This window comes from Bacillus sp. KICET-3 (assembly GCF_033261025.1).
Lineage (GTDB): Bacteria > Bacillota > Bacilli > Bacillales > Bacillaceae > Bacillus > Bacillus sonorensis.
Genome location: NZ_CP137345.1, coordinates 2059800 through 2081481, shown reverse-complemented (window position 1 = coordinate 2081481; position 21682 = coordinate 2059800). Strand labels below are relative to the sequence as shown.

At 40.8% G+C, this 21682-nt stretch carries 23 protein-coding genes, 1 other RNA gene, 1 pseudogene and 1 other annotated feature; of the genes and pseudogenes, 2 read left to right on the top strand and 23 right to left on the bottom strand.

Annotation, left to right across the window (positions count from 1 at the left end; translation table 11 throughout):
• Nucleotides 1–138: 138 nt before the first annotated feature.
• The 13 genes and pseudogenes from R5H20_RS10230 to ssrS form a co-directional block, all read right to left on the bottom strand.
• A complete protein-coding gene (locus R5H20_RS10230) occupies nucleotides 139–603 on the bottom strand; it encodes an SMI1/KNR4 family protein (protein ID WP_088272937.1) in 465 nt (154 codons plus the stop codon).
• 119 nt (nucleotides 604–722) lie between these two features.
• On the bottom strand, nucleotides 723–1178 hold the full coding sequence (locus R5H20_RS10225) for a DUF4274 domain-containing protein (protein ID WP_088272938.1): 456 nt from the start codon (nucleotides 1176–1178) through the stop codon (nucleotides 723–725).
• 210 nt (nucleotides 1179–1388) lie between these two features.
• Nucleotides 1389–1916, bottom strand: coding sequence for a hypothetical protein (locus R5H20_RS10220; protein ID WP_088272939.1), 528 nt, complete (start codon nucleotides 1914–1916; stop codon nucleotides 1389–1391).
• Between the two features lie 9 nt (nucleotides 1917–1925).
• Complete coding sequence (locus tag R5H20_RS10215; protein WP_088272940.1) at nucleotides 1926–3779, bottom strand: T7SS effector LXG polymorphic toxin; 1854 nt, start codon at nucleotides 3777–3779, stop codon at nucleotides 1926–1928.
• A 171-nt stretch (nucleotides 3780–3950) separates the two neighbouring features.
• Entirely contained in the window at nucleotides 3951–4502 is a 552-nt protein-coding gene (locus R5H20_RS10210; protein WP_157678846.1) for an SMI1/KNR4 family protein, read from the bottom strand.
• Nucleotides 4503–4523: 21 nt separating this feature from the next.
• The gene (locus R5H20_RS10205; protein ID WP_224254492.1) at nucleotides 4524–5399 is read right to left on the bottom strand and encodes an HNH endonuclease signature motif containing protein; all 876 of its coding nucleotides are present in this window, start codon (nucleotides 5397–5399) and stop codon (nucleotides 4524–4526) included.
• Nucleotides 5400–5574: 175 nt separating this feature from the next.
• Complete coding sequence (locus R5H20_RS10200) at nucleotides 5575–7005, bottom strand: IS4 family transposase (RefSeq protein ID WP_088272942.1); 1431 nt, start codon at nucleotides 7003–7005, stop codon at nucleotides 5575–5577.
• Between the two features lie 232 nt (nucleotides 7006–7237).
• Nucleotides 7238–8497 (bottom strand): MFS transporter, encoded by a 1260-nt coding sequence (locus tag R5H20_RS10195; RefSeq protein ID WP_088272943.1) that lies wholly within the window; start codon nucleotides 8495–8497, stop codon nucleotides 7238–7240.
• Between the two features lie 81 nt (nucleotides 8498–8578).
• Nucleotides 8579–8835, bottom strand: a binding site (T-box leader).
• A 783-nt stretch (nucleotides 8836–9618) separates the two neighbouring features.
• On the bottom strand, nucleotides 9619–9918 hold the full coding sequence (locus tag R5H20_RS10190) for a hypothetical protein (protein ID WP_048355661.1): 300 nt from the start codon (nucleotides 9916–9918) through the stop codon (nucleotides 9619–9621).
• A gap of 104 nt (nucleotides 9919–10022) precedes the next feature.
• Nucleotides 10023–10583, bottom strand: a pseudogene (locus R5H20_RS10185) (AAA family ATPase); the annotation flags it as partial.
• A gap of 193 nt (nucleotides 10584–10776) precedes the next feature.
• Complete coding sequence (locus R5H20_RS10180; protein WP_006640247.1) at nucleotides 10777–11211, bottom strand: DUF2243 domain-containing protein; 435 nt, start codon at nucleotides 11209–11211, stop codon at nucleotides 10777–10779.
• 209 nt (nucleotides 11212–11420) lie between these two features.
• On the bottom strand, nucleotides 11421–11699 hold the full coding sequence (locus R5H20_RS10175) for a hypothetical protein (RefSeq protein WP_006640248.1): 279 nt from the start codon (nucleotides 11697–11699) through the stop codon (nucleotides 11421–11423).
• Nucleotides 11700–11805: 106 nt separating this feature from the next.
• A non-coding RNA gene (gene ssrS / locus R5H20_RS10170) (6S RNA) lies at nucleotides 11806–11989 on the bottom strand.
• A gap of 136 nt (nucleotides 11990–12125) precedes the next feature.
• Between ssrS and R5H20_RS10165 the strand changes: the two genes are divergently transcribed.
• On the top strand, nucleotides 12126–12887 hold the full coding sequence (locus tag R5H20_RS10165) for an N-acetylmuramoyl-L-alanine amidase (protein ID WP_006640249.1): 762 nt from the start codon (nucleotides 12126–12128) through the stop codon (nucleotides 12885–12887).
• 38 nt (nucleotides 12888–12925) lie between these two features.
• Here R5H20_RS10165 and R5H20_RS10160 read toward each other — a convergent pair whose 3' ends face one another.
• The 10 genes from R5H20_RS10160 to R5H20_RS10115 all read right to left on the bottom strand — a co-directional run bounded on the left by R5H20_RS10160 (nucleotide 12926) and on the right by R5H20_RS10115 (nucleotide 21168).
• Nucleotides 12926–13894, bottom strand: a complete 969-nt coding sequence (locus R5H20_RS10160) for a DMT family transporter (RefSeq protein ID WP_006640250.1) — start codon at nucleotides 13892–13894, stop codon at nucleotides 12926–12928.
• A gap of 6 nt (nucleotides 13895–13900) precedes the next feature.
• Nucleotides 13901–14566, bottom strand: coding sequence for a GntR family transcriptional regulator (locus R5H20_RS10155; protein ID WP_006640251.1), 666 nt, complete (start codon nucleotides 14564–14566; stop codon nucleotides 13901–13903).
• Nucleotides 14567–14643: 77 nt separating this feature from the next.
• Nucleotides 14644–15261: a hypothetical protein gene (locus tag R5H20_RS10150; RefSeq protein WP_006640252.1), complete on the bottom strand. Its 618-nt coding sequence runs from the start codon at nucleotides 15259–15261 to the stop codon at nucleotides 14644–14646.
• A gap of 113 nt (nucleotides 15262–15374) precedes the next feature.
• Entirely contained in the window at nucleotides 15375–16352 is a 978-nt protein-coding gene (nrdF, locus tag R5H20_RS10145; RefSeq protein WP_006640253.1) for a class 1b ribonucleoside-diphosphate reductase subunit beta, read from the bottom strand.
• A 20-nt stretch (nucleotides 16353–16372) separates the two neighbouring features.
• Nucleotides 16373–18475 (bottom strand): class 1b ribonucleoside-diphosphate reductase subunit alpha, encoded by a 2103-nt coding sequence (gene nrdE, locus R5H20_RS10140; RefSeq protein WP_006640254.1) that lies wholly within the window; start codon nucleotides 18473–18475, stop codon nucleotides 16373–16375.
• On the bottom strand, nucleotides 18432–18827 hold the full coding sequence (gene nrdI, locus R5H20_RS10135; RefSeq protein ID WP_006640255.1) for a class Ib ribonucleoside-diphosphate reductase assembly flavoprotein NrdI: 396 nt from the start codon (nucleotides 18825–18827) through the stop codon (nucleotides 18432–18434). The genes nrdE and nrdI overlap by 44 nt, the downstream gene beginning before the upstream one ends.
• 247 nt (nucleotides 18828–19074) lie before the next feature.
• Nucleotides 19075–19287 carry a hypothetical protein gene (locus R5H20_RS10130; protein WP_006640256.1) on the bottom strand — a complete coding sequence of 71 codons (213 nt, stop codon included), beginning with the start codon at nucleotides 19285–19287 and terminating at the stop codon, nucleotides 19075–19077.
• A gap of 170 nt (nucleotides 19288–19457) precedes the next feature.
• Nucleotides 19458–19679: an RNA chaperone Hfq gene (gene hfq / locus R5H20_RS10125; RefSeq protein WP_006640257.1), complete on the bottom strand. Its 222-nt coding sequence runs from the start codon at nucleotides 19677–19679 to the stop codon at nucleotides 19458–19460.
• Between the two features lie 40 nt (nucleotides 19680–19719).
• A complete protein-coding gene (miaA, locus tag R5H20_RS10120; RefSeq protein WP_006640258.1) occupies nucleotides 19720–20664 on the bottom strand; it encodes a tRNA (adenosine(37)-N6)-dimethylallyltransferase MiaA in 945 nt (314 codons plus the stop codon).
• 102 nt (nucleotides 20665–20766) lie between these two features.
• A complete protein-coding gene (locus R5H20_RS10115) occupies nucleotides 20767–21168 on the bottom strand; it encodes a YmaF family protein (protein ID WP_006640259.1) in 402 nt (133 codons plus the stop codon).
• A gap of 131 nt (nucleotides 21169–21299) precedes the next feature.
• On the opposite strand from R5H20_RS10115, the gene R5H20_RS10110 reads away from it, so the two are divergent.
• Nucleotides 21300–21527, top strand: coding sequence for a hypothetical protein (locus tag R5H20_RS10110; protein ID WP_006640260.1), 228 nt, complete (start codon nucleotides 21300–21302; stop codon nucleotides 21525–21527).
• The last annotated feature ends 155 nt before the right edge of the window (nucleotides 21528–21682 follow it).

Sequence of the window (21682 nt, the reverse complement as noted above, 5' to 3'; positions counted from 1 at the left end):
TTCCCCATCTCCTAAAAACCATTATTTACTTATAGTTTATAGGACTTTTTTATGTTTAACAATTATTTGAACGAAAATCCCTTCTTATAATTTCCAAAAATAAAAACCTCACCCTTATTAAGGATGAGGATAATCTGATTACTCTTCATCTTCCCATTCTTCGTCTTCTTCCCAGTTTTCTTTCATTCGTTTAAGCTTATCGTAAAAATATTCAATGAAACTGCTGGCCACAACATTTTCATATCCATTTTCTTGATCCCATATAAATACTGGACATTCCCCATTCTCCATCTTGTTTGTATCTAAACAATAAGCAAAGAAGTCAATATCTTCTATGACCACTAATCCTTCTGCTAAGTTGTAATCTTCTCTGTATTCTACAGTTTTGTTAACAACTGTAGCGGTGTCAATATTATATCCGAAAATTAATACACCGAACATTCCACCCGCACCATAATTTCTTAAAAACCATTTATAACTCTCTGGAAGATTGACATTAAGTTCGTTTTCAATAAGTTTAACTTTTTCTTCAGAAACTCCCCCAGTAAAAGTCGCATGATCTTTGTTGTCATTTATAAAACCCTCTACTTTTTTAAACAACAAATGAAACACTCCTTAATCTCTATTTTAAGTATTGTTTGGCGGCTCTTCATTTCATCTGTTTTGATTTGAACATAAAAAACCTTGATTAGCAACTGCCTTTCAAGGTTTTTTGAAATGAATTAAATTTTTGGAACATCAACCACATGTCCTGGTGACTTATCAAGTAAAATATCCGAAATATTCGGGTTGCTTTTTTTCAACTTAAACTTTTGAATCTTTGTTAATTCAGGGTCAAATGAAATGTTCTGAGATTTAAACTGCAAATTTATAAGCTTATTATAAGTTTGGACTAAAAAATCCTTCCATTCTTCTAAAGTAGATTTTGAAACATCATCTGGATTTTCCAGCATACGATAACCATCTGCATAATGGAACATTAATAATCCCGTTCCAAAATCACAATTCTCATTTTCAAGAATTGCTTTTGGGACATCAAAGCCGCTATTCCAATTATAATTAGCTGCAAAAACATGGAGCAACAAAGGGTCATCAATGTTTCTTACCTGACTTATTGTGCTGTCTTTTTCTGTATTATAAAGCAATTCTTCGAGGAAATTAATATTTTTCTTATCCATTACATTATTACCTCCTAACACACATAGTATATAACTTTGTTGGACATGGTTTAGATCTGATCAATCTCATCCACAGCCCAAAAGAAAAAGCTCTCTTTCCAGAGAGCCTTTGTACCCCATTAAAATTTCTTTCAGAATAATATATAGTTTATGACCAACATCTTTCGGACAAACCACCGAAACACTTATCTAATTTATGGGAGGTGTATTTTAAATATCAGCAAGGAATTTTTTTCTCAAAGACTCAATCATATCAATTTCACCATTATAATCTACGTTATTAACATAGGATTCATTCATTTTTTCAAAAAAATAGTCCGCCCCTTCAATTAAAGCAAGAAGGAAGTCTCTTTTAGGTACGGCAGCTTTAACTTGAGTAGGAGCATCTAATTCAAAAAATAATAAATCATTAGCTAATGATCGCATACTTAAACGTAACGGCTGATCTGGAAAGTAAGTTTCACCATATCCTGTGTTCAAAACATTCTCGATTACATTTAATAAATATGCCCACAAATCATCAACTAAATCCCATGTGGTTACATCCATCAAAATTTGATCATTAAATTTTATTATTATTGCGCCTTCAAGATAGTCAAAATCCAATATATGTTCAATACTTTTTAAATCATTCATGTTATTAATATCTACAAAATAATCATTTTGCTTTGATTTCAATATCGATAAATCAGTAATTGTTTTATCTGGTCTACGAATTAATGTATTAATATAAAACAAAATTTTCACCTACTCTACTGGATAGAATTGACCTATTCGTCCTTTTTTAAAACCAACTACATATTTTACTCCGTTATACGTTCCTGTTATTTGCTGCTTACCTGTTGTTCCCCTAAAGTCTTTTTCAGTCAAAACCCCTCGGTTTTGTTTTAAAATAGATTCTATCGCATTAGCTATGTCTTCTATAGACAAATCCTTCTTGAAAAAAGACTGTGTCGTTTTAACTGATCCGTCCCAATATTCAGGATGATGTCTTTCCAAAATATGCTTCATCCCTTTTTTATCTAGTAAGAACCGTTGATTTCCAAATGTCATTTTTCTGCTTTTGAAATTAGACAAGGCATTAACGACTTTTTCGGAAGTAGCTTTATTTATTCTGATATCGCCTTTCTCAACATCAGCAAGTTCCTTTATACGCCGAATAAGGGTGTCTTTAAAGTTTTCACCATCAATAGCATTATAAGGTACTTTCCCCCCACCAGCCAACTGAACTTGTGGCTCAAAAGGATTGTGTATATGAATCCCTTTTACTTTGGAAGCGACCCTTTGCATCGTTTTTTGGAAAGACGCTACGCTTTTTTCCACAGCTTCTTTCGAAACCTTAATCGTTTTGCTCACTGCTTTTTTAGAAGCTGCCTTTACTTTAGATCCAGCTTTCCCGATTTTCCCGGCTTTCGATACTTTGCTTAATTTGTCTGTTCCTTTTGTGCCTACTATCGATGTTCCCACCGTTGTAAGGGCATATCCGAACCAATGGCTTCTACTGTAGGAATCACCATTGATCACATCTCGTTCAAAGGATTCTTCAATATCCTTTTTTATAATGTTAAAGGTATCTACGGGGTGAATGATCGCATTGCCGATGCCCTCAAGTGTTTCCATAGGATGGGTTACAGCATCCCATAAACCAACGCCCGTATCGACGAGATTATCTTTTACTCCGTCAACAAATCCAATCGGATCGGACTCTACGTACTTCTTTTTCTCCAGCAGCCATAAATATAGCTTCTGATCTGAATCTAGATTTTCATACCCAATCTCTTTAGCAATCTTAATGTATTCCTCTGAATTGGATGCGTTTTCGAGCTTTTTCTTTAACTTGTACATTTTAACATCATGTTCGCTAACTTCACTAATCTCTTTTTCAAGCTTTGATCTCTTATCAAGCTTATCCAACATGACTCCCATCGCTGCCTCTTGATTCCCGCTCAAAGCATCCAACTCATCCGGTTTTAAAATCGATCCTTTTTGATAGGTGGCAATTTCAATTTTAGGCCCCGTATACATTTTTTCAAGTCTTTTTATGTATTGTTGCATCGTCTCAAGATCGTTTTCAGCCGTTTTGAGGGCGTTTGTCTGTTCCCTGTCAAACGTATGCAGCTTTTCAATTGTCTGATTGATGTCAGTCAATGCTTTTCTATTCTGTTCGTGAAAATCGTTGTCATTTAAATCTGGAAGATCGACAATATGGCTGACTTTTGCAATCGTGGCGTTGGCTTTGGAAACCAAATGTTTTGTTGTTCGATCAGCCGCGTTTAAACCTTGTTCCAGATCGTGTTCGAGAAAGGTCTGCGATATATATCCGTTGTGATTCGGTTCAAGGGAATTCAGTGCATTTTTGATTTTTTTCAATGCTGATTCATATTCGTCGATGAAAGTTTCGTAGAACTGAAGAAACGGGGTGTGGCATTCTTCGTAGAAAGCACGAATCGCATCTCCCCCTTTTCCTTTTAAGGCATCGTCAAGGGATGTGATGGCTTTAACGCTTTTTTTGACTTTAGCCATTTCATCCGATTGCTTTTTTAACTGTTCCAGCGTATGGTCAATTGCTTTGTGCAACGCCTGAACGTCCAAAGTTTTCATGACATTCTCCTCTAATACAAAAGTTACAATCAGTATATATTTTACCACTTTATAGAAGAGTATTGGCGAATAAATCCTGCTTATCCATGAAAATGAATCGAATAGACTAGTTCATCATTCCTGTTTGTTTTAGACACAAAAAGACAGCCATGTCTGACTGTCTTATGCTCATTATCTATAATAATTTTCTGCTGTTCGATAACGCCAATCCCAAAATGGCTGCCCTTGGCACATGATATAGCGATCTAGAAATATCTCAAAATTCAAGTTTAACGGTGTGTACTCAAGACCATCTTCAAATAAATAGAGATAATTTGGATCACCCTGATCAATTCTATTCTTGTCAATCATTAGATGACATTCCTCCAAGAGGTGCCCTATCGGAATGCCGTTTACGCCTTCAAACAATTCCACATATCCCAGTTGTTCTTCAACTTCTTCAAGGCTGAATAAATGGAGTCCACCACCTATGTTCTCGCCATCAGAAATAATATCAAAAATTCTGGCGCCATTGTACTGCGTCAGAAATTTTGTGTAATCTTTTGGGAGGGATAGTTGATGTTTGGATTCAAAGTTTTGAATCTCCTCATAAGATGCACCATAGGCAGGGAAAGTAACAAGTGTTTCAGTAACTTCTCCTTCGGAACCAAATAGTTTAATAACCCCGTTTGAGTCTAAAAGACTCTTTAGACCATTCACAGTGTTATGCACAAAATTAGTCAAATACATCGCCTCACATATAGATTAATATGCACTCCACCAAGGTGTTACAGTCTTTTGATGAAACTTTTTTTCAAGAGGAAACAAGTTGCTCATATCATTACTCCCCCCATATTTTAGAGGAATAACATGATGAACTTCGTATTTATCCCAGTTCCATTTTGGTTCTCCGTATTTTTTAATATACCACTTTTTGAATTTTTTTCTTAAGTTAGGATCTCTATCTTCCCTCTTATCTTTTGGAACAACTTTCATGTTTGCATCTGCAGGAGCTCCCATTACTTGTTTAGTGTGACTATCCTTAGCGTGTGGATAAAGAGCAGGTTTTTTATTTGCTAGAAAAGGCGAACTCTTACTTGCATCCGCTATAGGTGGAGAATCTTTCCAGACTACTGTTGCTGCATAATCTCTCTTATAGTAACTAGAAGCCCCTACCCTAAAGCTTTTTGACGAACTGCTTCCGGGTTTAATTTCAAGTACTGAGAATTTCTTTGTATGATTTAACACCTTTATAAACTTACCATTGTAGTAGCGACTTGCAAGTAGATCGTGGGAGGCGTTGATGTATAGTGGTTTTTCACCCATAACTTTACCGATTCTTATGACATTGGTGATTGTGTGATTTTTTGGATTGAGCAAAGTTTCAACTTGAATTTCGACGTATCCAGGTACTTTTCCTTTAATTTTATTATTGTTTTTTTGTTTTTCTGAGTATAGGTCGACTCGTTTACCATCTTCACTAACAGCACCTGGATTTGAATGGATTAAATAATCATGCTTAAGTTTAGCTGCTTCCTGGTCTGCTCTTTTAATTTGCTCTTTTTCATCCCTGAAATCAACTTCCTTAAGTTTAGCAGTTTTATTTTCGTCAACTTCAAACTTAAGAGTACCCTTGAGCAATGATTCTGTAGCCTCATTCTCCGTTTCTAAGGATGCTGCTTGTACCCCATCGCTATCAAGCTAAGCTCATACAACGTCAATTATAGTAGATGTTGTTTCTTTTTTCTAAAGGCTACGTGTAGGGATTTTAAAGATTTGCATACGAAATAAACCCTAACGGGTTTCATTTTTTGATTTAAGCCGCTTGATTATCAGACATGGTACAACTGTAAACGACACCTAATATATCAAAGACTGTTTTCTTCTCATATCGATGAGATTTTCGCCCGTTTTGCTGTAGGAGGTTGAACAAGCGAATTAGAATCTTTGATAGCTCTTGGGTGTCTTTCTGTATAGCTTGGAAAAGAAGAAGAAAGTAATCTTTAATCATATATATGGCCTTATATTCACTCAGTTCTCGTTTCTTTTTTCTAAGAAGTAATTGCCGCATTTGAAACATGGTAGAAGAACAGAGTAGAATGGCAATCAGTTGCCCATACAAATGGCATTCCAATCGTTCTCGTTTTATCTTTTTACAATGATGAATATGAAAGAATGATTTCCACGTTTTAAATAAAATCTCGATTTGCCAACGTAAAGAATACCAATCATGTACTTGTCCCATTGGGACAATATCCGTAGGAGTATTTGTCATATATACATTGATACCGCTAAGTCGTTTACTACGAGGAGAATACTTCATTCCTTTCTTTTTTTCTCTTACAGTTTGATCTTGTAATCGTTTTTGTTGTTGTTCTGTTGTTAGTCGATGAACAATCACACGAGTTGGGACTTTATCAGTCATTCCTACATAAGCGTTGGATATTTCACATGTTTGTCCTGATTGAAGAGAGTTCATTAAAACCTCCATATCAATCTGGATATACTCTGTACCTTTCTTGATTCTGCCATCTTGAAAATAATCAGGGTTAGGATTTTTTTGATAAATACGTGTATTCGATTTGATACGAGAGATATAGTAAGCCTTTTTATCTTGTATATGTTGAAGATCTTTCAAATGGAAATAACCTAAATCTCGGATACATAAATCATTCGCTGTTACAGTTGGGACACACAGGGAACCGTAGGTTCGATCATGTTGTTTACCTGGACCTGTATGAATATGAAGGAACTGTCCACTTAATAAATCATACTCAAGCTGAATCTTTACTCCCGCTTTATGGCTGCATCCTCCCGCACCTGGATAAACGAACAAAAAGGGATCTGGAAGTTGAAATGCAGTTGAATCTAAAATACGAATACGTTTGAAAACAGAAGTATATGGAGAAGAAATCGGCATAGATGAGGTCAATTTATGGTTTAGTAGTTCAGTTAATAGGTGTTGTAAAAATTGGACAGCTGCTTGATTAAATCGTTGATTCAATCCCTCAGGACTGATGAGCACTTCTGTTGATGCTTCCAAACAGCTAGATAATTGAGTTAAAGAAGTCGTAGCGATATTTTGACTCATCCATACACATAAAGCGACTAAATCTTTTGCTTGGTATTTACTGGTTCGTTGCACGAAACCAACATCTCTAGCAAGATCTCGTAAGATATGTGGAGATAAAAAGCTTTGAATCTCTTGAGCAAATAGTTGTAATTCATCGGATACAGAAATAGACATACAAAAACGCCATCCTTTCCTATGATTCTACAGAAAGGATAACGTCTTTTTAGTTTTATGGATAGTGCAAAACTTTAGCTTTATGGCAGTACTTTATATAGCCGTTTAATAATTAATTCTGTTATTTACCTATGTTTACATGACCTTCGTTATTGGTAATAAAAAGAATCTTTCAGTAAAGATCCTTTTTATTTCATCACTATTATTTAATTTTATTTATTAAACAAAGAATTTATTGAAACGAATCTTTAAGCTCATTTGAATTAGAATAGAATTTTGCTTTTGATGGTTGAACACTGCAAATAAATAGTATAATAGATATCAAAAACATTACAAATGCTCCTGACACTACAACAAATCGTATAGATATAAGCTCTGAAAAAACACCAAAGATTACAGTAAATGTAATAATTAAAAAAGCCTCAATAAACCCGTAAATACTTACAACTCTGCCCATCACATCAACAGGTATATTGTTTTGATAAAAAGTGTCAAAACCGGTATTAGAAAAGGCAGTAGCAAATGATAAAACAAAAACCCCTACAGATGCTATAAAAAAGGTATTAGAAGATGTAAAAATCATATAACCTACTGCAGTTATTAAGGAACCCATACCCATAAGCCATGAGGTAGGTATTTTTTCATTAATTATTGCATTAAATAAAGAACCTACCAATACTCCTGCTCCAGCAATGCTAACTAAAATTCCATATTCACCTTCTGATAAAGAAAGTATCCTAGTTGCAAAAGCAGCTTCCAATGAATCTGTAGCTGTCATCATGACTACCATCGCACTAAATAAAAGATAAATTATCATGACATATAGAAACTTACGGCTAAATCCAATAACAAGCTTCCAATCATCTATTAATAACCTAAGAGATAATTTTGTCGTATCTGCTGTTTTTTCTAACTGTGCAGAGGATTCAACATTAGGCATTCCTACTGTAATTAATGCAGATAAAAATAAAGCTCCAGCATTGATATAAATAGCCATATTAGGTGTACCAATTGTAAACATCATTCCCGCTATTGCTGGTCCAGTCAAAAATGCTCCGGAATCAAGTAGGCTACGTAAAGAGTTGAAACGTTTTCTTTGTCCTATTGGTATTAACTTTGTAATATAAGTTACCGATGTTGAGTGGTACATAGAGCTCGCTATTGTAATAAGAAAGACCATAGCATATATAACCCCTAAAGAAGAGAAGAAAGGTAACAATGCAATTAGCACAGTCTGAAAGACACCTAGTGCTATCATGAGATATTTTTTATTTGAACGATCTACAAGACTTCCTGACCAAATATTAGTAAACAATGTTGATAAAGCCCTAATAATATATAAACCAGAGACAGCAATTGCCGATTCTGTTATGTTAAGAACGATTAGGTTTAGAGCAATAAAGTAAACCCAACTACCAACACTTGAAACACCAATACTAAACAATAAGATAGATGGATACCGCCAAGTTTCCAATGTTTTTTTAAAACTCAATTGAATTCCTCCTAAAATATAATTAGATAGAATGCAACACTTAAAACAAAATAAAAAAATCTCACCCCCAAGACTTGAAGTCTTAGGGACGAGATTTATCATCGCGGTGCCACCCTAGTTTATTAATATGTCGCCATATTAACCTTATCAGGTACGGCATTTAAAAATGCTTATACCTTAGCTCTATAACGGGAGCTCCCGTCACATCACCCCCTCCTAAAAGGTTCCGACGTGCTGCTCTGAGGCTTGCTTCAATAAAGAAATTCTAACCCTTTCTCAGCTACCAGGGTTCTCTGTATAGAATTCACTTTATTTACTCTTCTCTTCATCGCATTTATTTTTTATATAATATCACCTATTGGTATCTATGTAAATATCTGAAATTTTTTAATAATTAAAAAATAATCTATTAAGATATATGATTCTTATCTAACAACTAAAAAAAGAAAAATACTTCAGAGCAAAAAATCATTTGCAACTTTAATACAAAGTCGTTTTTTTTCGTTTTGGGGGTACTATAAAATTTTAGCTTGATAGCAATGTGCTTGTACCCCTTTAAAATCAAAACCAAATAGGACTGTCAATGCCAACATACTTATCAAAAGACCTTGTAAAAACTTTTTCATAAAATGGCTATCCCCTTTAACTAAAAATTTGTAACATCTTATGAAAGTTCTTAGGTGCTTTCAGTTTTGGACTTACAGATAATCCCTCCTTTCCCAGATATGATAGTACCATTATCCTTGAACCCCAGCAACACCTTTTTCTCATTTTTAAACATTTATTTACAAATAACAGGTTCGTTTTCTCTAGTGAGACTCTGAAATATTTGTTAAATTAAATTGGTCACTTTTACAAAAAGGAGGATTTTTTCTTGACACAACAAAGAAAAGAGGTTCATGAATAGCTCACCCCAGATGAGGAGTTATTGTATAGCCTTCACAAACAGGGGTTTGCAGAGCTTTGTAAACACCTCTTAAAAACAGCAGACATCCCTCAAGCAAAGGCATTTGTTAACAAGATGGAAAAATGAGAAGGAGTTATCGTGATCCCTTTTAGATTCTCAATAAAATAATGATTTTATCGAAATTTATAAAAGAAAAACCCTTCGCTTTGAAGGGTTATGACTCTTTACTGTTCTGATTAATAAAACCAAGATGAGACAAGCCCTTTTCTTTAAATACTTTTTTCGTGTAGAGTGGCGAATGTCCAAATTGTCGATGTATCTCGTTAAGACTTAACCTTTGATTAAAATGCAAATCATACAGCTTATCAAAATCAAGTTCTCTTCGTCTCCGGCATAATTCAGGGTAGCTAAGCTTGTCCACTTTTTTGGCTTCAAACAAATCCAGTATGATCCAATCTGGGATGTTTAATTTTTCACTTATTTGTCCTACAGTCAGCAGGTCTTTAAAATGCATCTTTTTGATTTCTTCAAAGCTGCGTTCATACTCTTCCCATGCGTATTTATGGCTACGTTCCGCCTTGGGGATATCTACTTCAAAAGTGGCACAGAAACTAAAACCATGTTCTTTACCAATGTGTCGATCGCTTCTTTGCCGAAATCCTTCTCTCCGCCTCTTGCAAGAGAGTATGCCTCATCAATAAACAGGATGCCGCCCATTGCTTTTTTGATTAAATCCCTTGTCTTTTGCGCCGTATGTCCGATGTATTCGCCGACGAGATCAGCCCGCTCAGCTTCGATTAAATGGCCTTTGGAGAGTACGTTCATTTCATGAAAAAGCCTGCCGATCAGCCTGGCAACGGTCGTTTTTCCCGTTCCGGGATTTCCTTTAAACATCATGTGGAGCGCTTGTTTTCCGGCCTTGAGCCCTTGTTCTTCCCGTTTTTTGTTGATGAAGATCCAAGCGTAGATTTCCTTTATATTGCGCTTCATTTCCTCCATACCGACAAGCGTGTTCATTTCCCTTTCAATCTCTTTCAGGATGCTGTGTTTGGCTTCATTTTTCTGCAGTGCGGCCTGATATTCCGCTTCCGCCTCAGAATTGGCCAAAACCTGCTTCTGGCCGTTCAGTATGATATTGATCTGTCCGTTGTTTTTGTAAGTAACAGCCCTCTCCAACACACTCACCTCACCGATTCTCTCTTTATATCCTATTCATGAAGCGCTGCACCGTGACAGCCGCCCAGGTAATGGACACATTACGATGATTTCTGACACGTTCGGGGCCGGCTTTGTTGAATTTTGCGCTTTCCCGAGAAATACTTTATTTCTTATTGTATTCAGGTAAGGTGTGTGGACAAACCAATTTTTTTCTTCACTTTTTTTTGCCTTTTCGATAGATCAGCCATCCGATCAAGATAATCAAAAGCCCTGATGCATCATAAGCGAGATCAAAAAAGAGCAGGTATGGGCTTTGCGGGTTGACATGGTGGATCTGAAGAATGTGGTGGTTGATGATTCCCTCTATAAAGTTAAACCAGCCCGCCCCAAGCAGAAACGAGCCCCAAAATATATGCTGCGGACGGCGGCCGTTCAGCTCTCCCCTGTTCCACAGCATGATTCCCCCGATAAAGAGGATGACCAGGGAAAACAGGTGGAACAGTCCGTCGCTCATGATTTGGTGAGGGCGGTCTGTATCCATGTACACACTATGCCATTGAAGCAGTTGATGAAAAATGATGCCGTCGATCATGGCGATGATACCGACGCCGAACAGGAAAGGCCCCCAAAACTGTTTTCTGTTTTTCATTTTTAACCTCCTCACGCGCTTATCTGTTATGTACCCGCCGGCCTAAAAGGAAAAACCGGTTATGTTTAGATTCTCTCCCGAAAGCAATTATCCTCTTTTTACCATGTCATAAAAAGCTATGCTGTATTAAATAGAAGAAATCCGGCACTGGCAAAATAAAAAAGCTGATCTTAAAAGGCTTCTAAATCCCTTTTAGATCAGCTTTTTATTTATGAAATCCGGGAAGTCCGCACGCGTTTTGTTTCAGCCTCGTTAATTGCAAGCGTCTCAGGGTCGATCACGACGCCATAGTCGTGCAATGCTGATTCAATGCTGACAAACTCGTTTAAGACGTCGTCCAACACCTTTTCAGGTTCCCGTTCAAGAGGATTCCCCCATCCTCCGCCGCCTGCACGGTAAAACTGGATGATACCGCCCGCAGGCATTTTGACTTCAAAAGCCGTTTCATCGATTTCTCTGGCTTCGTCTGTTCCATACCCGACGATCACCTTGTTGCTTGGTGCATCGTCGGCTCCGCAGAACTTTTAGTCAACATAATACTTTTATCATAAACTGTTTTTAGACAAATAAAAAAAGCCATTTCTAAAAATGACTTTGGGTGCTGCAATTGCCGTATGCAAGTAAGAAAGTTTTAAACCACACTCCTCAAAGTGGGTGTCTGCAGAAACTTTCCTGCCGTCCTTTCAAAGAAGGCTTGGCATTCCAGGTTCGATATAAAACTCCCTATTACAGCTTAAAGGTTAAAACTTAATTATCATTACGTACAATGCAGCGTAGTTGTATTATATGATAGATAAAGAAAAAAAGCAACCCCTGGTCAACGGCTTAAATTTTTTCAAAATTCGGTTAATTTATGGCGATCGTACAACCCTTCCGGACAGGTATGTCATAGACTGATTTTGAGGTGATGTCATATGGTTAAAATTTTCATCGATCCGGGCCACGGCGGTTCTGACTCAGGGGCCAGCGGCAATGGTCTGCAGGAAAAGCATGTCACATTGCAAATCGCTCTTGCCTTAAGAACCATCTTACTTGATGAATATCAAAATGTTTCTGTACAGTTAAGCAGGACAAGCGACCAGACTGTCAGCCTGACGCAAAGAACGAATGCCGCAAACAGCTGGGGAGCGGACTTTTTTCTTTCGATCCATATTAATGCCGGCGGGGGGACTGGTTTTGAATCGTATATTTATCCGGGCGTCGGCGCACCTACTACCACTTACAGAGATAGGATTCATGAAGAGATATTAAAAGCCGTCGATTTCAGGGATCGCGGCAAAAAAACCGCTGACTTCCATGTGTTAAGAGAAACGGTCATGCCGGCGCTGTTGACGGAAAACGGCTTCGTCGACAACGTCAATGACGCCAATAAGCTGAAATCATCAGCTTTTATTCAATCGCTTGCCAGAGGGCATGCGAATGGGCTGGCAAGAGCGTTTAACCTTTCAAAAAAGACAGCCTCTCACTACAAAGTCCAGATCGGCGCTTTTCAAGAAAAAAATAATGCTGATTCTCTCGCCGCTCAGGCTGAAGCAAAAGGTTTTGACGCCATTGTCATTTACAGGGACGGCCTTTACAAAGTGCAGATCGGCGCTTTTTCATCAAAAGAAAATGCTGAAGCGCTAGTTCAGCAGGCGAAAAGCGCGGGATTTGATGCATTTATTTATCAGGAATAAAAAAAGCCTGCGCTCCCTCCCTAGGGAACGCAGGTTTTTTACGCCTTCAGCACTTCGTTTTTGACCGCTTCTTTTTTGTTTGATACATAGCTGTTCAGAACCATTCCGATGATCACAAGAGCGATGCCTGCGCTGGAAACGGCACCGGGAAGCGGGCTGGAGAGAATCCAAACCTCTCCTGCTGCGGCAAACAGGACCTCAAAGGACTGCGTCGCTTCGACTGCCGCCAATTTCGGCATATCCCCTTTGACCATATCGGTTGCGGCGAAGAAGAGGACGGTCGCACATATCCCGGAAAACACCGCCACCAAACCCGATTGAATGACTTGGCCGCCGCCGGGAGGACCCGCTGTCATCACTCCGTATAATGAAAGGATCAGCCAGAAAGGAAGACTTGCGATCGTCATCCCCAGCACGCGTTGATAGGCGTCCAAACGGCCGGCGCAAACCTCCATCATTTTCCGATTTCCCAGCGGATATGCAAAAGAAGCAATGATGACGGGAACCACGCAGTAGAGCATGTCTTGAAAAGAAAGCTGTGCGGCATGTTCGAGCTGCATCAGCGCAACTCCCGCCAAAATAATAAGAGACATCATCAATCCCTTGTAGGGGATCTTTCCTCTTATTTGTACGGGGCCTGCTTGCGTCTGCACCGTTTCATAAAAAAGCGGCGCCATCAGCGAGCCCGAAATAATCGTGATCTGCCATGTGCCGGCGATCAGCCAGCCCGGACCGAAAGCTGCGGCAAAACAGAGCGGCGCATAAAATAAGCCAAATCCGACGGTGCTCCAGATGAACCAGGCGTAAGGCGCTTTTTTGATTTCCTGAAAAACGCGTCCTGCATTCCCTCTTGCCCAAACGATCATGAACAGAAGCGGCGCCATTATGATGAAACGGAGTGAAGCGCTCCAAATCCAGCTCCCCCCTTCCAATTCCATCCCCCTGTTGAGCACAAAGGTAAAGGCAAAAAAGAACGCGGCAAAAATGCCAAGAATAATCGGCCTCATATTGCTTCACTCCTCTTCTTGATGCCCGGCCAACCGGTCTCCAAGGCTCAGCCAGTTCTCCTCAGCAAGTCTGACAGCCGTTTCTGCATCTTTCTTCCTGCACGCATCGATCATCTGTCTATGCTGCTCAACGGATTTCATACTGCTGACTGAAGAAAACTGCGACATTTCGAGCCTGTATATCTTGGAGGCTATCCTCTCCAGGGCGCGCGTAATTTCCGGGTTTTTAGACGCCTTTAAAAACACGCGATGAAAGGCCTCATCTGATTCGATTGCTTCTATAATATCCTCCTTTTCAATCGCATGCTTCAAACTTCTGTTATGGGCCTCCAATTGTTTTATGTCTGCCTTTGTTAAAAAAGGGATCGAAAGCTTGACAGCCAAAGCGTGCAACGCCGCCGTCACGGTAAAGGCGTGCTTCGCCTCTTCCGGTTTCAGCGGGGCGACGCGCGTCGCCGATCCCGGAACGGCTTCAACAAGCCCTTCATCCTCAAGCCGTTTAAGCGCTTCTCTGACAGGCGTTCGGCTGATTCCGAACTGCTCTGCAAGCTCCTGATCGTGGAGGCGCTGACCGGGTTTCAGCTCGAGATGTACGATCGCGCGTTTCAGCGCTTGATATACTTCTTCACGAAACGAGACTCTTTTTAGCGGTTTAATGTTATGTTCCATCATAAAACCAATATATCGCATTTTGGTTTCATATGCAATAAAAAAAGAGCTTTGGCCGAGAAGACCAAACCTCTTTTTATTTATACTAAGATATCAACGACAAATTGCGACCATGGTTCAAGTCTGTCATACACGCTTTTCTCTTTCAGATCGGCGGCTTTCATCCACCGTCCTGCAATCTGGTCTTTTTCTTTTACTTCAACGCGTGCGCCTGCTTTCAGCTCAAGGGCGGAAAGAATGCCGATATGGACTTCGCCGACGCTGTTTCCATCATCATTAATGAGGCCGAGCGTGATCATTTTCTCTTTATCAGATTCAGCGATCAAAAGCTCCTCATTAAGCTCCCGGTCTGTGTTCAGCTTCAAAATATCAGCAAAATCGAGGCCTGCCGCAAAGTTCATATGGCCGCCGAATCCGAGAGAAAGCTTGTTATGGAGCCGTGCTTCCCCGCCTCCTTCAAGCCGTTCGTAAACGAATATCTCATCTTCTCTTTTAATGACGACATAAGGAATCGGCTGTTTAAAAGAAGGGTTTTCCTCTGCGTCTCCCCTTCTCATTTCGCTGAAATGGCGCTCAATTTGTGTCATGATCTTCTGAATTGTTTCCTGGTCGCTATTGACGCCTTGGAAGGTCAGCGTTTCTTTTGCAAATACCTCTTCCCGCGGCGCCACGAGAATCATTTCATCCATTTTTCCCATTGTATCCGTTTCCTCCTCAAGATAAAAGAGCAGATCGGTTCTGCTCTCATTTCGCCTTTTATTCAAGTCCATATAAAGACTGCAGGCTTGGGACCATTCCCCAAGCCCTGTCTTTACTTATCGCCAAAATAGAAGTCTTCGTCCTTTAATGGTTCGACGGTCGCCTTTTTGTAGCCGTTTCCTTTCATTGAGAAGAAGTCGTGCGACTTGGTCTTCGTATTTAAACCGTTCAATACGATCGGGTTGATCTCTTCCTCTTCAAAATAAGGTTCAAAGCCAAGGTTCATCAGCGCTTTGTTGGCATTGTAGCGGATGAATTTTTTCACATCGTGTGAAAGACCGACTTGATCATACAGATCTTCGGTATACTCAAGCTCGTTTTCATAGAGCTCTTTTAAGAGGTCGATCGCAAATGCATACAGCTCTTCCCGCTTCTCAGGCGTCTGCTTATTATAAATTTCCTGGGCGAGCAGGCCGACATAGACGCCGTGGATCGCTTCATCCCGCAGGATCAGGTTGATGATTTCGCCGCTTTGCATCAGCTTGCCTTGTCCATAAAAATAGAGCGGGTAATAGAAGCCGCTGTAAAACAGGAAGCTTTCCAAATACACGGACGCGACCATTGCTTTGAACAGCGAGATTTTGTCGCCTTGGCGGATTTTTTCATACAGTCCGACAATGATCCGCGCTTTTTTTTGCAGGTATTTATTTTGTTTCACCCATTCAAAGACTTCATTGATCGTCTCTGTCGGGGCAAGAGTCATGAAAATGTTTGAATAGGATTTGGCGTGAACCGCATTTTCCATCATGGCCATGAAGTTCAGCACCGCTTTGCGCTGGTGTCCTTCGACATGCTCCGCCACGAGCGGCATTCCCGTATTTCCCTGTTCCGTATCCAGAAGCGTCAGCCCCGCGAGCACTTTCATATAAGTATCCTGCTCATTTTGGCCCAGGTACTTCCATGTGAGAAGATCGCCGTTTAAGGCGATTTCCTCCGGAAGCCAAAACTGCTTTACATTTTGGTTGTAAAACATCTGGGTAAAATCATCTTCATGCTTTGACCAGTTTGCTGCATCATATATTTTCGTCACTTTCTCATACTCTCCTTTAATCAAACGACACAAGAAAGACAGCCTTCTTGCCCTGTATCCTTCGTTCTCGCATAGTAAAGTGTTTTGATCCCTTTGTGGTGGGCATAGAGATCGATCCGGTTCAGATCGCGTGTCGTCATTGTATCTTTCAGGAACAATGTAAAGCTTATGCCTTGGTCAACGTGCTGCTGGATCGTTGCAATCATGTCCACAACCTTAAACATGTCCATATCGTACGCTTCCTTGTAGTAGAACCAGTTGCTTGGCGCAAGTCCAGGCATTGGATAGTATGTTTTTGAGTTGCCGTATGTTCGTTCTTCAATCCGCTCCATGATCGGCATAACCGATGCGGTGCTTGACTGGACATAAGAAATTGATCCGGTCGGCGCGATGCACAGTCTGTAGCTGTGGTACAAGCCGTGTTCTGCGACAAACTCCTTCAGACGCTTCCAATCCTCTTTTGTCGGGATGTGCATGCCATCAAAAAGCTTTGCAATCTTTTCAAATTTCGGCGAGAAATCTTGTGTAATATACTTTTCAAAGTATTCTCCGGTTGCATATGTGGAACCTTCATATTGATAGAACGTTTCCCCTTTTTGTTTGGCGATCTCTGCAGACCGTTCAATCGAATAGAAGTTCATCATCATAAAGAAAGTGTTCGCGAAATCTCTGGCTTCTTCGCTTTCATAGGAAATACCGTTCTGCGCTAAATATCCGTGAAGGTTCATCGCTCCGAGACCGATCGATTTCATCGCTTTGTTCGCCTTTTTGACGGCCGGCGCATTCGTGATATTTGTCGTTTCTGAAACATGTGTCAATGAATCTGTGGCAAGCTTGACCGTTTGTTCGATCGATTTGTTTTTCATCACATTCAGGATATTCAAAGAACCCAGGTTGCAGGAGATATCCAGACCGATTTCATCTTCCATGCCGTAATCCGTGTAGGCCGATACTTGGGAAGCCTGAAGCACCTCTGAACAAAGGTTGGAAAATTTAACCTTGGACACATGGTTGTTCGCGTGCACTTTGTTGACGTTGTCTTGGAACATGATGTACGGATACCCGGATTCCGATCTTAGCATCGCAAGCTTTTCAAGCATTTTGCGCGGGTTGATTTTTTCTTTTTTGACCCTCGGGTCTTCCACTAAACGGTCGTACATCTCGTTCATGTCCATCTCGTCCATATGTTCGCCGTATGCTTTATAGACAGTGTGAGGATAGAATACGTATGCCGCTTTATCCTCTCTTGCCAGCTCGACGAATTTATCCGGAATGACAACCCCGATGGACAGCGTTTTTACCCTGACATCCTCGTCCGCGGAAATTTTCTTCGTGTCAAGGAAATCGTTGATATCGCGGTGGAAAATGTTTAAATATGCCGCGCCTGAGCCTTGTCTCTGTCCCATTTGGTCAGCGTAGCGGAACGCGTTGTCCAATAGCTTCATGACGCCGACGACCCCTTTTGTGGCGTTTTCGACGTCTTTAATGGCTTCGCCTTTCGCGCGCAATTTTGAAAGGTTGAGGGATACGCCCCCGCCAAGCTTGGAAAGCTGCATGGAAATATCCACGGCTCTGGAAATGTCGTTTAATGAATCATTGACTTCAAGGAGAAAACAGCTGACAAGCTCGCCGCGGCGTTTGCGTCCGGCATTTAAGAAAGTCGGCGTGCTCGGCTGGTATTCCTGGTTGATCATCATTCTGACGAATTCCTTCGCTTTCTCCTTATCACCGTTTGCAAAGAATAAGGCGACGATGGAAATCCGGTCTTCATAGCGTTCAAGAATTTTTTTCTTATCGTTGGTTTTCAGCGCATAGTCATTGTAAAACTTAAAGGCGCTCATAAATGACGGGAATCTGAATTTTTTGGCGTATGCCTCTTTAAACACTTCTTTGATTTCTTCAAAGGTGTAGCGGCTTAAAAATTCTTCTTCGTAATAGTCATTTTTAATTAAGTAATCGATTTTTTCTTTCAGATCATGAAAAAACACCGTATTTTGGTTGATATAATCTACAAAATAACTATGTACAGCTTCTTTATCTTTATCAAACTGGAATTTCCCGTCTTTTTGAATCATGATCTCATTGTTTAACTGGATCCATTTTGGCACTTGATTTTGTGACAACTCTTTCTACCTCCTGAGTAAACAGTTCAACGTCTTTAGCCGTCCCGCTGAGTTCAAATTTGTGGAGAATCGGGACTTGATACTGTCTCGATATTTTTTCTGCGCTCCTCGCAAAATTATCTCCCCAATTTCTGTTTCCGCTCGCCGCGACTCCCAGTAAGAGATGGGCGTTTTTTTCAAGAAACATCTCAGTTGTTTTCGGAACTTCTCCAAACCCTGTCGTGTACGTGATCAAAATAAACGGCTCGTATAAATACTCGTCTGCGCTGACTTTCCGCTTATTCCGAAACGGCGTTTTATCCACAAAGCGCTGAACATTCCCCGTCTTTGAATCAAATACGATTTGAAACATCATTATCACGACCTATTAAAATTGTTCCCGAGTCTCTCAACTCATCTTACACAATATATAGTATACTATCATTCCGAAAAACACAATATATTGATTCGCAAGTTGAGAAAGTTCACAATTAGCTCCAGCTTAGGAGCCCGCAGGCCAAAGAAATATGAGTAGAATGAGAGCTGATGCTCACCCTACTCATAAACCGAAATCTATCATAACACGAAAAAAATTGAGTTAGTAGACTAGACTTTTCCGCTTATTTTTTGTAAGCGTCGCAGCACTTGTTTTCGCATACTTCTTTAATATCGGCTTCAATCCCGAGTTCTTCAAGGACCGATTTAACGGCGGTCAGAATGGAAGCTTCCCTGATCAGCTCTTTCCCATTCACAAGAACGCTTGTTCCGTATTCGTAGCAGGAATCATCTTCACACGTTTCTTCCCAGTGGTTAATGACAATTTTAGGTTTCATCGTTTCGCTCATTCCTTTGCTCCTTTTGGTTCAAACAATACCTAGTTTATCGGTTAGCGCCCGCTTTGTAAATTTGTATGCATCGGGAGTTGATTTTACCGCATCGCGGTTGGCGGGCGATACATAAAAAGACCATGCCGGCGGGCATGGTCTTTCTGAGCCGCGAATCGCTATTCGAGTTCGAGCTGGACGTTTTTCTGCGGTGCGAAGGTTGAAATGGCGTGCTTGTATATGAGCTGCTGCTTTCCTTCCGTCTCAAGCAATACTGTGAAATTGTCAAATCCTTTTACCTGTCCGCGCAGTTGAAATCCGTTGAGTAAAAAGACCGTGACAAATGTATTTTCTTTACGGATCTGATTCAAAAACTGATCTTGAATATTTATCGATTTCATATTCTGGTCCTCCTTGTTTCTCTATAACATATTGTTTCGATTAAAGTTCGAGCTTTCCTGCTATATAAGCGAAAATTTCCTGTTTTTTCTGCTCGATGTTGACAGGGGGCGTCATGTCAAACCAGGCGACGTCCATTTTGTTCCTGAACCATGTCAGCTGCCGTTTGGCATAGCGTCTCGAGTTTCTCTTCAGCGTCTCTACTGCCGCGTCCAGCGGCTCTTTGCCTTCGAGATACGCATAGAGCTCTTTATAGCCGATCGCCTGAACCGACTGGCAGCCCCTGACGTGTCCATCATAAAGGCGCTTTACTTCTTCAAGCAGGCCCTCGTCCATCATCTGGTCGACCCGCCTGTTGATTCTGTCATAAAGCACTTCCCGATCCATCGTCAGGCCGATGAGGGCCGTGTTGTACAAAAGGTCTTTTTTCTGGCCTTCCATATGTTCAGTCATGGTTTTTCCGGAAGTATGTAGTATTTCGAGCGCTCTGATCACTCTCCGCGTATTGTTCGGATGAATCGCTTTGGCAGATTCGGGATCACGCACCGCCAGCAGGCCGTGAATATAATCAGCCCCTTTTGTTGACGCGAGGTTTTCCATCTCCGCCCGGAATGCGGGGTCGCTTGCATCCTCTGTAAATGAATAGTCATAAAGGACAGACTGAATGTACAGCCCAGTCCCGCCTACGATCATCGGCAGCTTCCCGCGGCTTTCAATTTCAGCCATTTTCTCCCTGACCATCTCCTGATATTCAGCGACGGAGAAGGATTCGGTCGGCTCCTTAATATCAAGAAGATGATGCGGTATTCCATTCATTTCCTCTTCTTTGATTTTTGCTGTGCCGATGTCCATTTTTTTATAAATCTGCATCGAATCGCCGCTGATAATTTCTGCGTTTAAACTGCCGGCCAGCATCACGCTTAATTGTGTCTTGCCCACAGCGGTCGGTCCGATCAAGACGATGACCGGGGGTTTCTTTTTATTCACTCATGATCACTCTCTTTAAGCAAGCTCCTCCCATTATACCATTTAACGTTCAAAAACACCTATTTCATTTTACCCTTTTTTGTTTCATGGCAAACATTTCCTTCACCAGCCAAGCGGTTCATTTCCGACGATTTCTCTTGTGATCCCTTTATATGAGTGTCTGTGCCTCTCCTTGTAGCCGTCGCTGACATAAACGACACCTCCGTACTGGATCGGCGGAGCAGTCGTATAGGCCAGATAGGTAATGCCCTCGATCTCATGGTAGTGCGCCCCGTCAGCCCTGGGAATCGCCGGTCCCGTAATCGCGTAGTATCTGTGGTAGTGTCTTCTGTCAAAGGACGTAATCCCTGAATAGAAATGGACATGCCGATCTGTATTGCTTCCATTCGCCGGCTGTGAAAATCCCTCAATCAAATGGATGTGTCCTTCGGCTTCAGACGTTGTCGCTCTGTATGCATGAGCATGCGCGGGGGCCTTCGTCCAATCTGACGGATATAATGCCATGTCCCTCTCTCCTTTTAGGGCGGATTGATTAAAAAATCGGCCCTTTTATAGCCGTCTGCCCAGGCAAAAAAAACCGGGCGGAATACATTGATGTTAGTCAGATATCATTTTATTACTGGGGGAATTTTTTTATGAATGAATTCGGACATGACGATTTATACCAGGTTGAGGACGATCGAATCATCGGCAGACCATTTTTCGGAAGGCCTTTTTTTGGAAGACCTTTCTTCGGAAGACCATTCTTTTACGGGCCGGGGCCATTTCTCGGAGGATTTTTAGGCGGACTTACAGCCGGAGCGCTGATAAGCCCTTTCGGATACCCTTATTACCCGCCATTTCCTTACTACCCATTCTACTGACAAATAAAGGGCCTCAAAAAGGGGCCTTTCTACATAACAATCCGCTTGACTTGGATCTTTCGGATCATTTATGATGGATTTTGCCATCCGGTATGTATAGCCGGGGGGATTTTTTTATGTCTAAAACTGACACCAGCTTTATCATACCGGCCTTT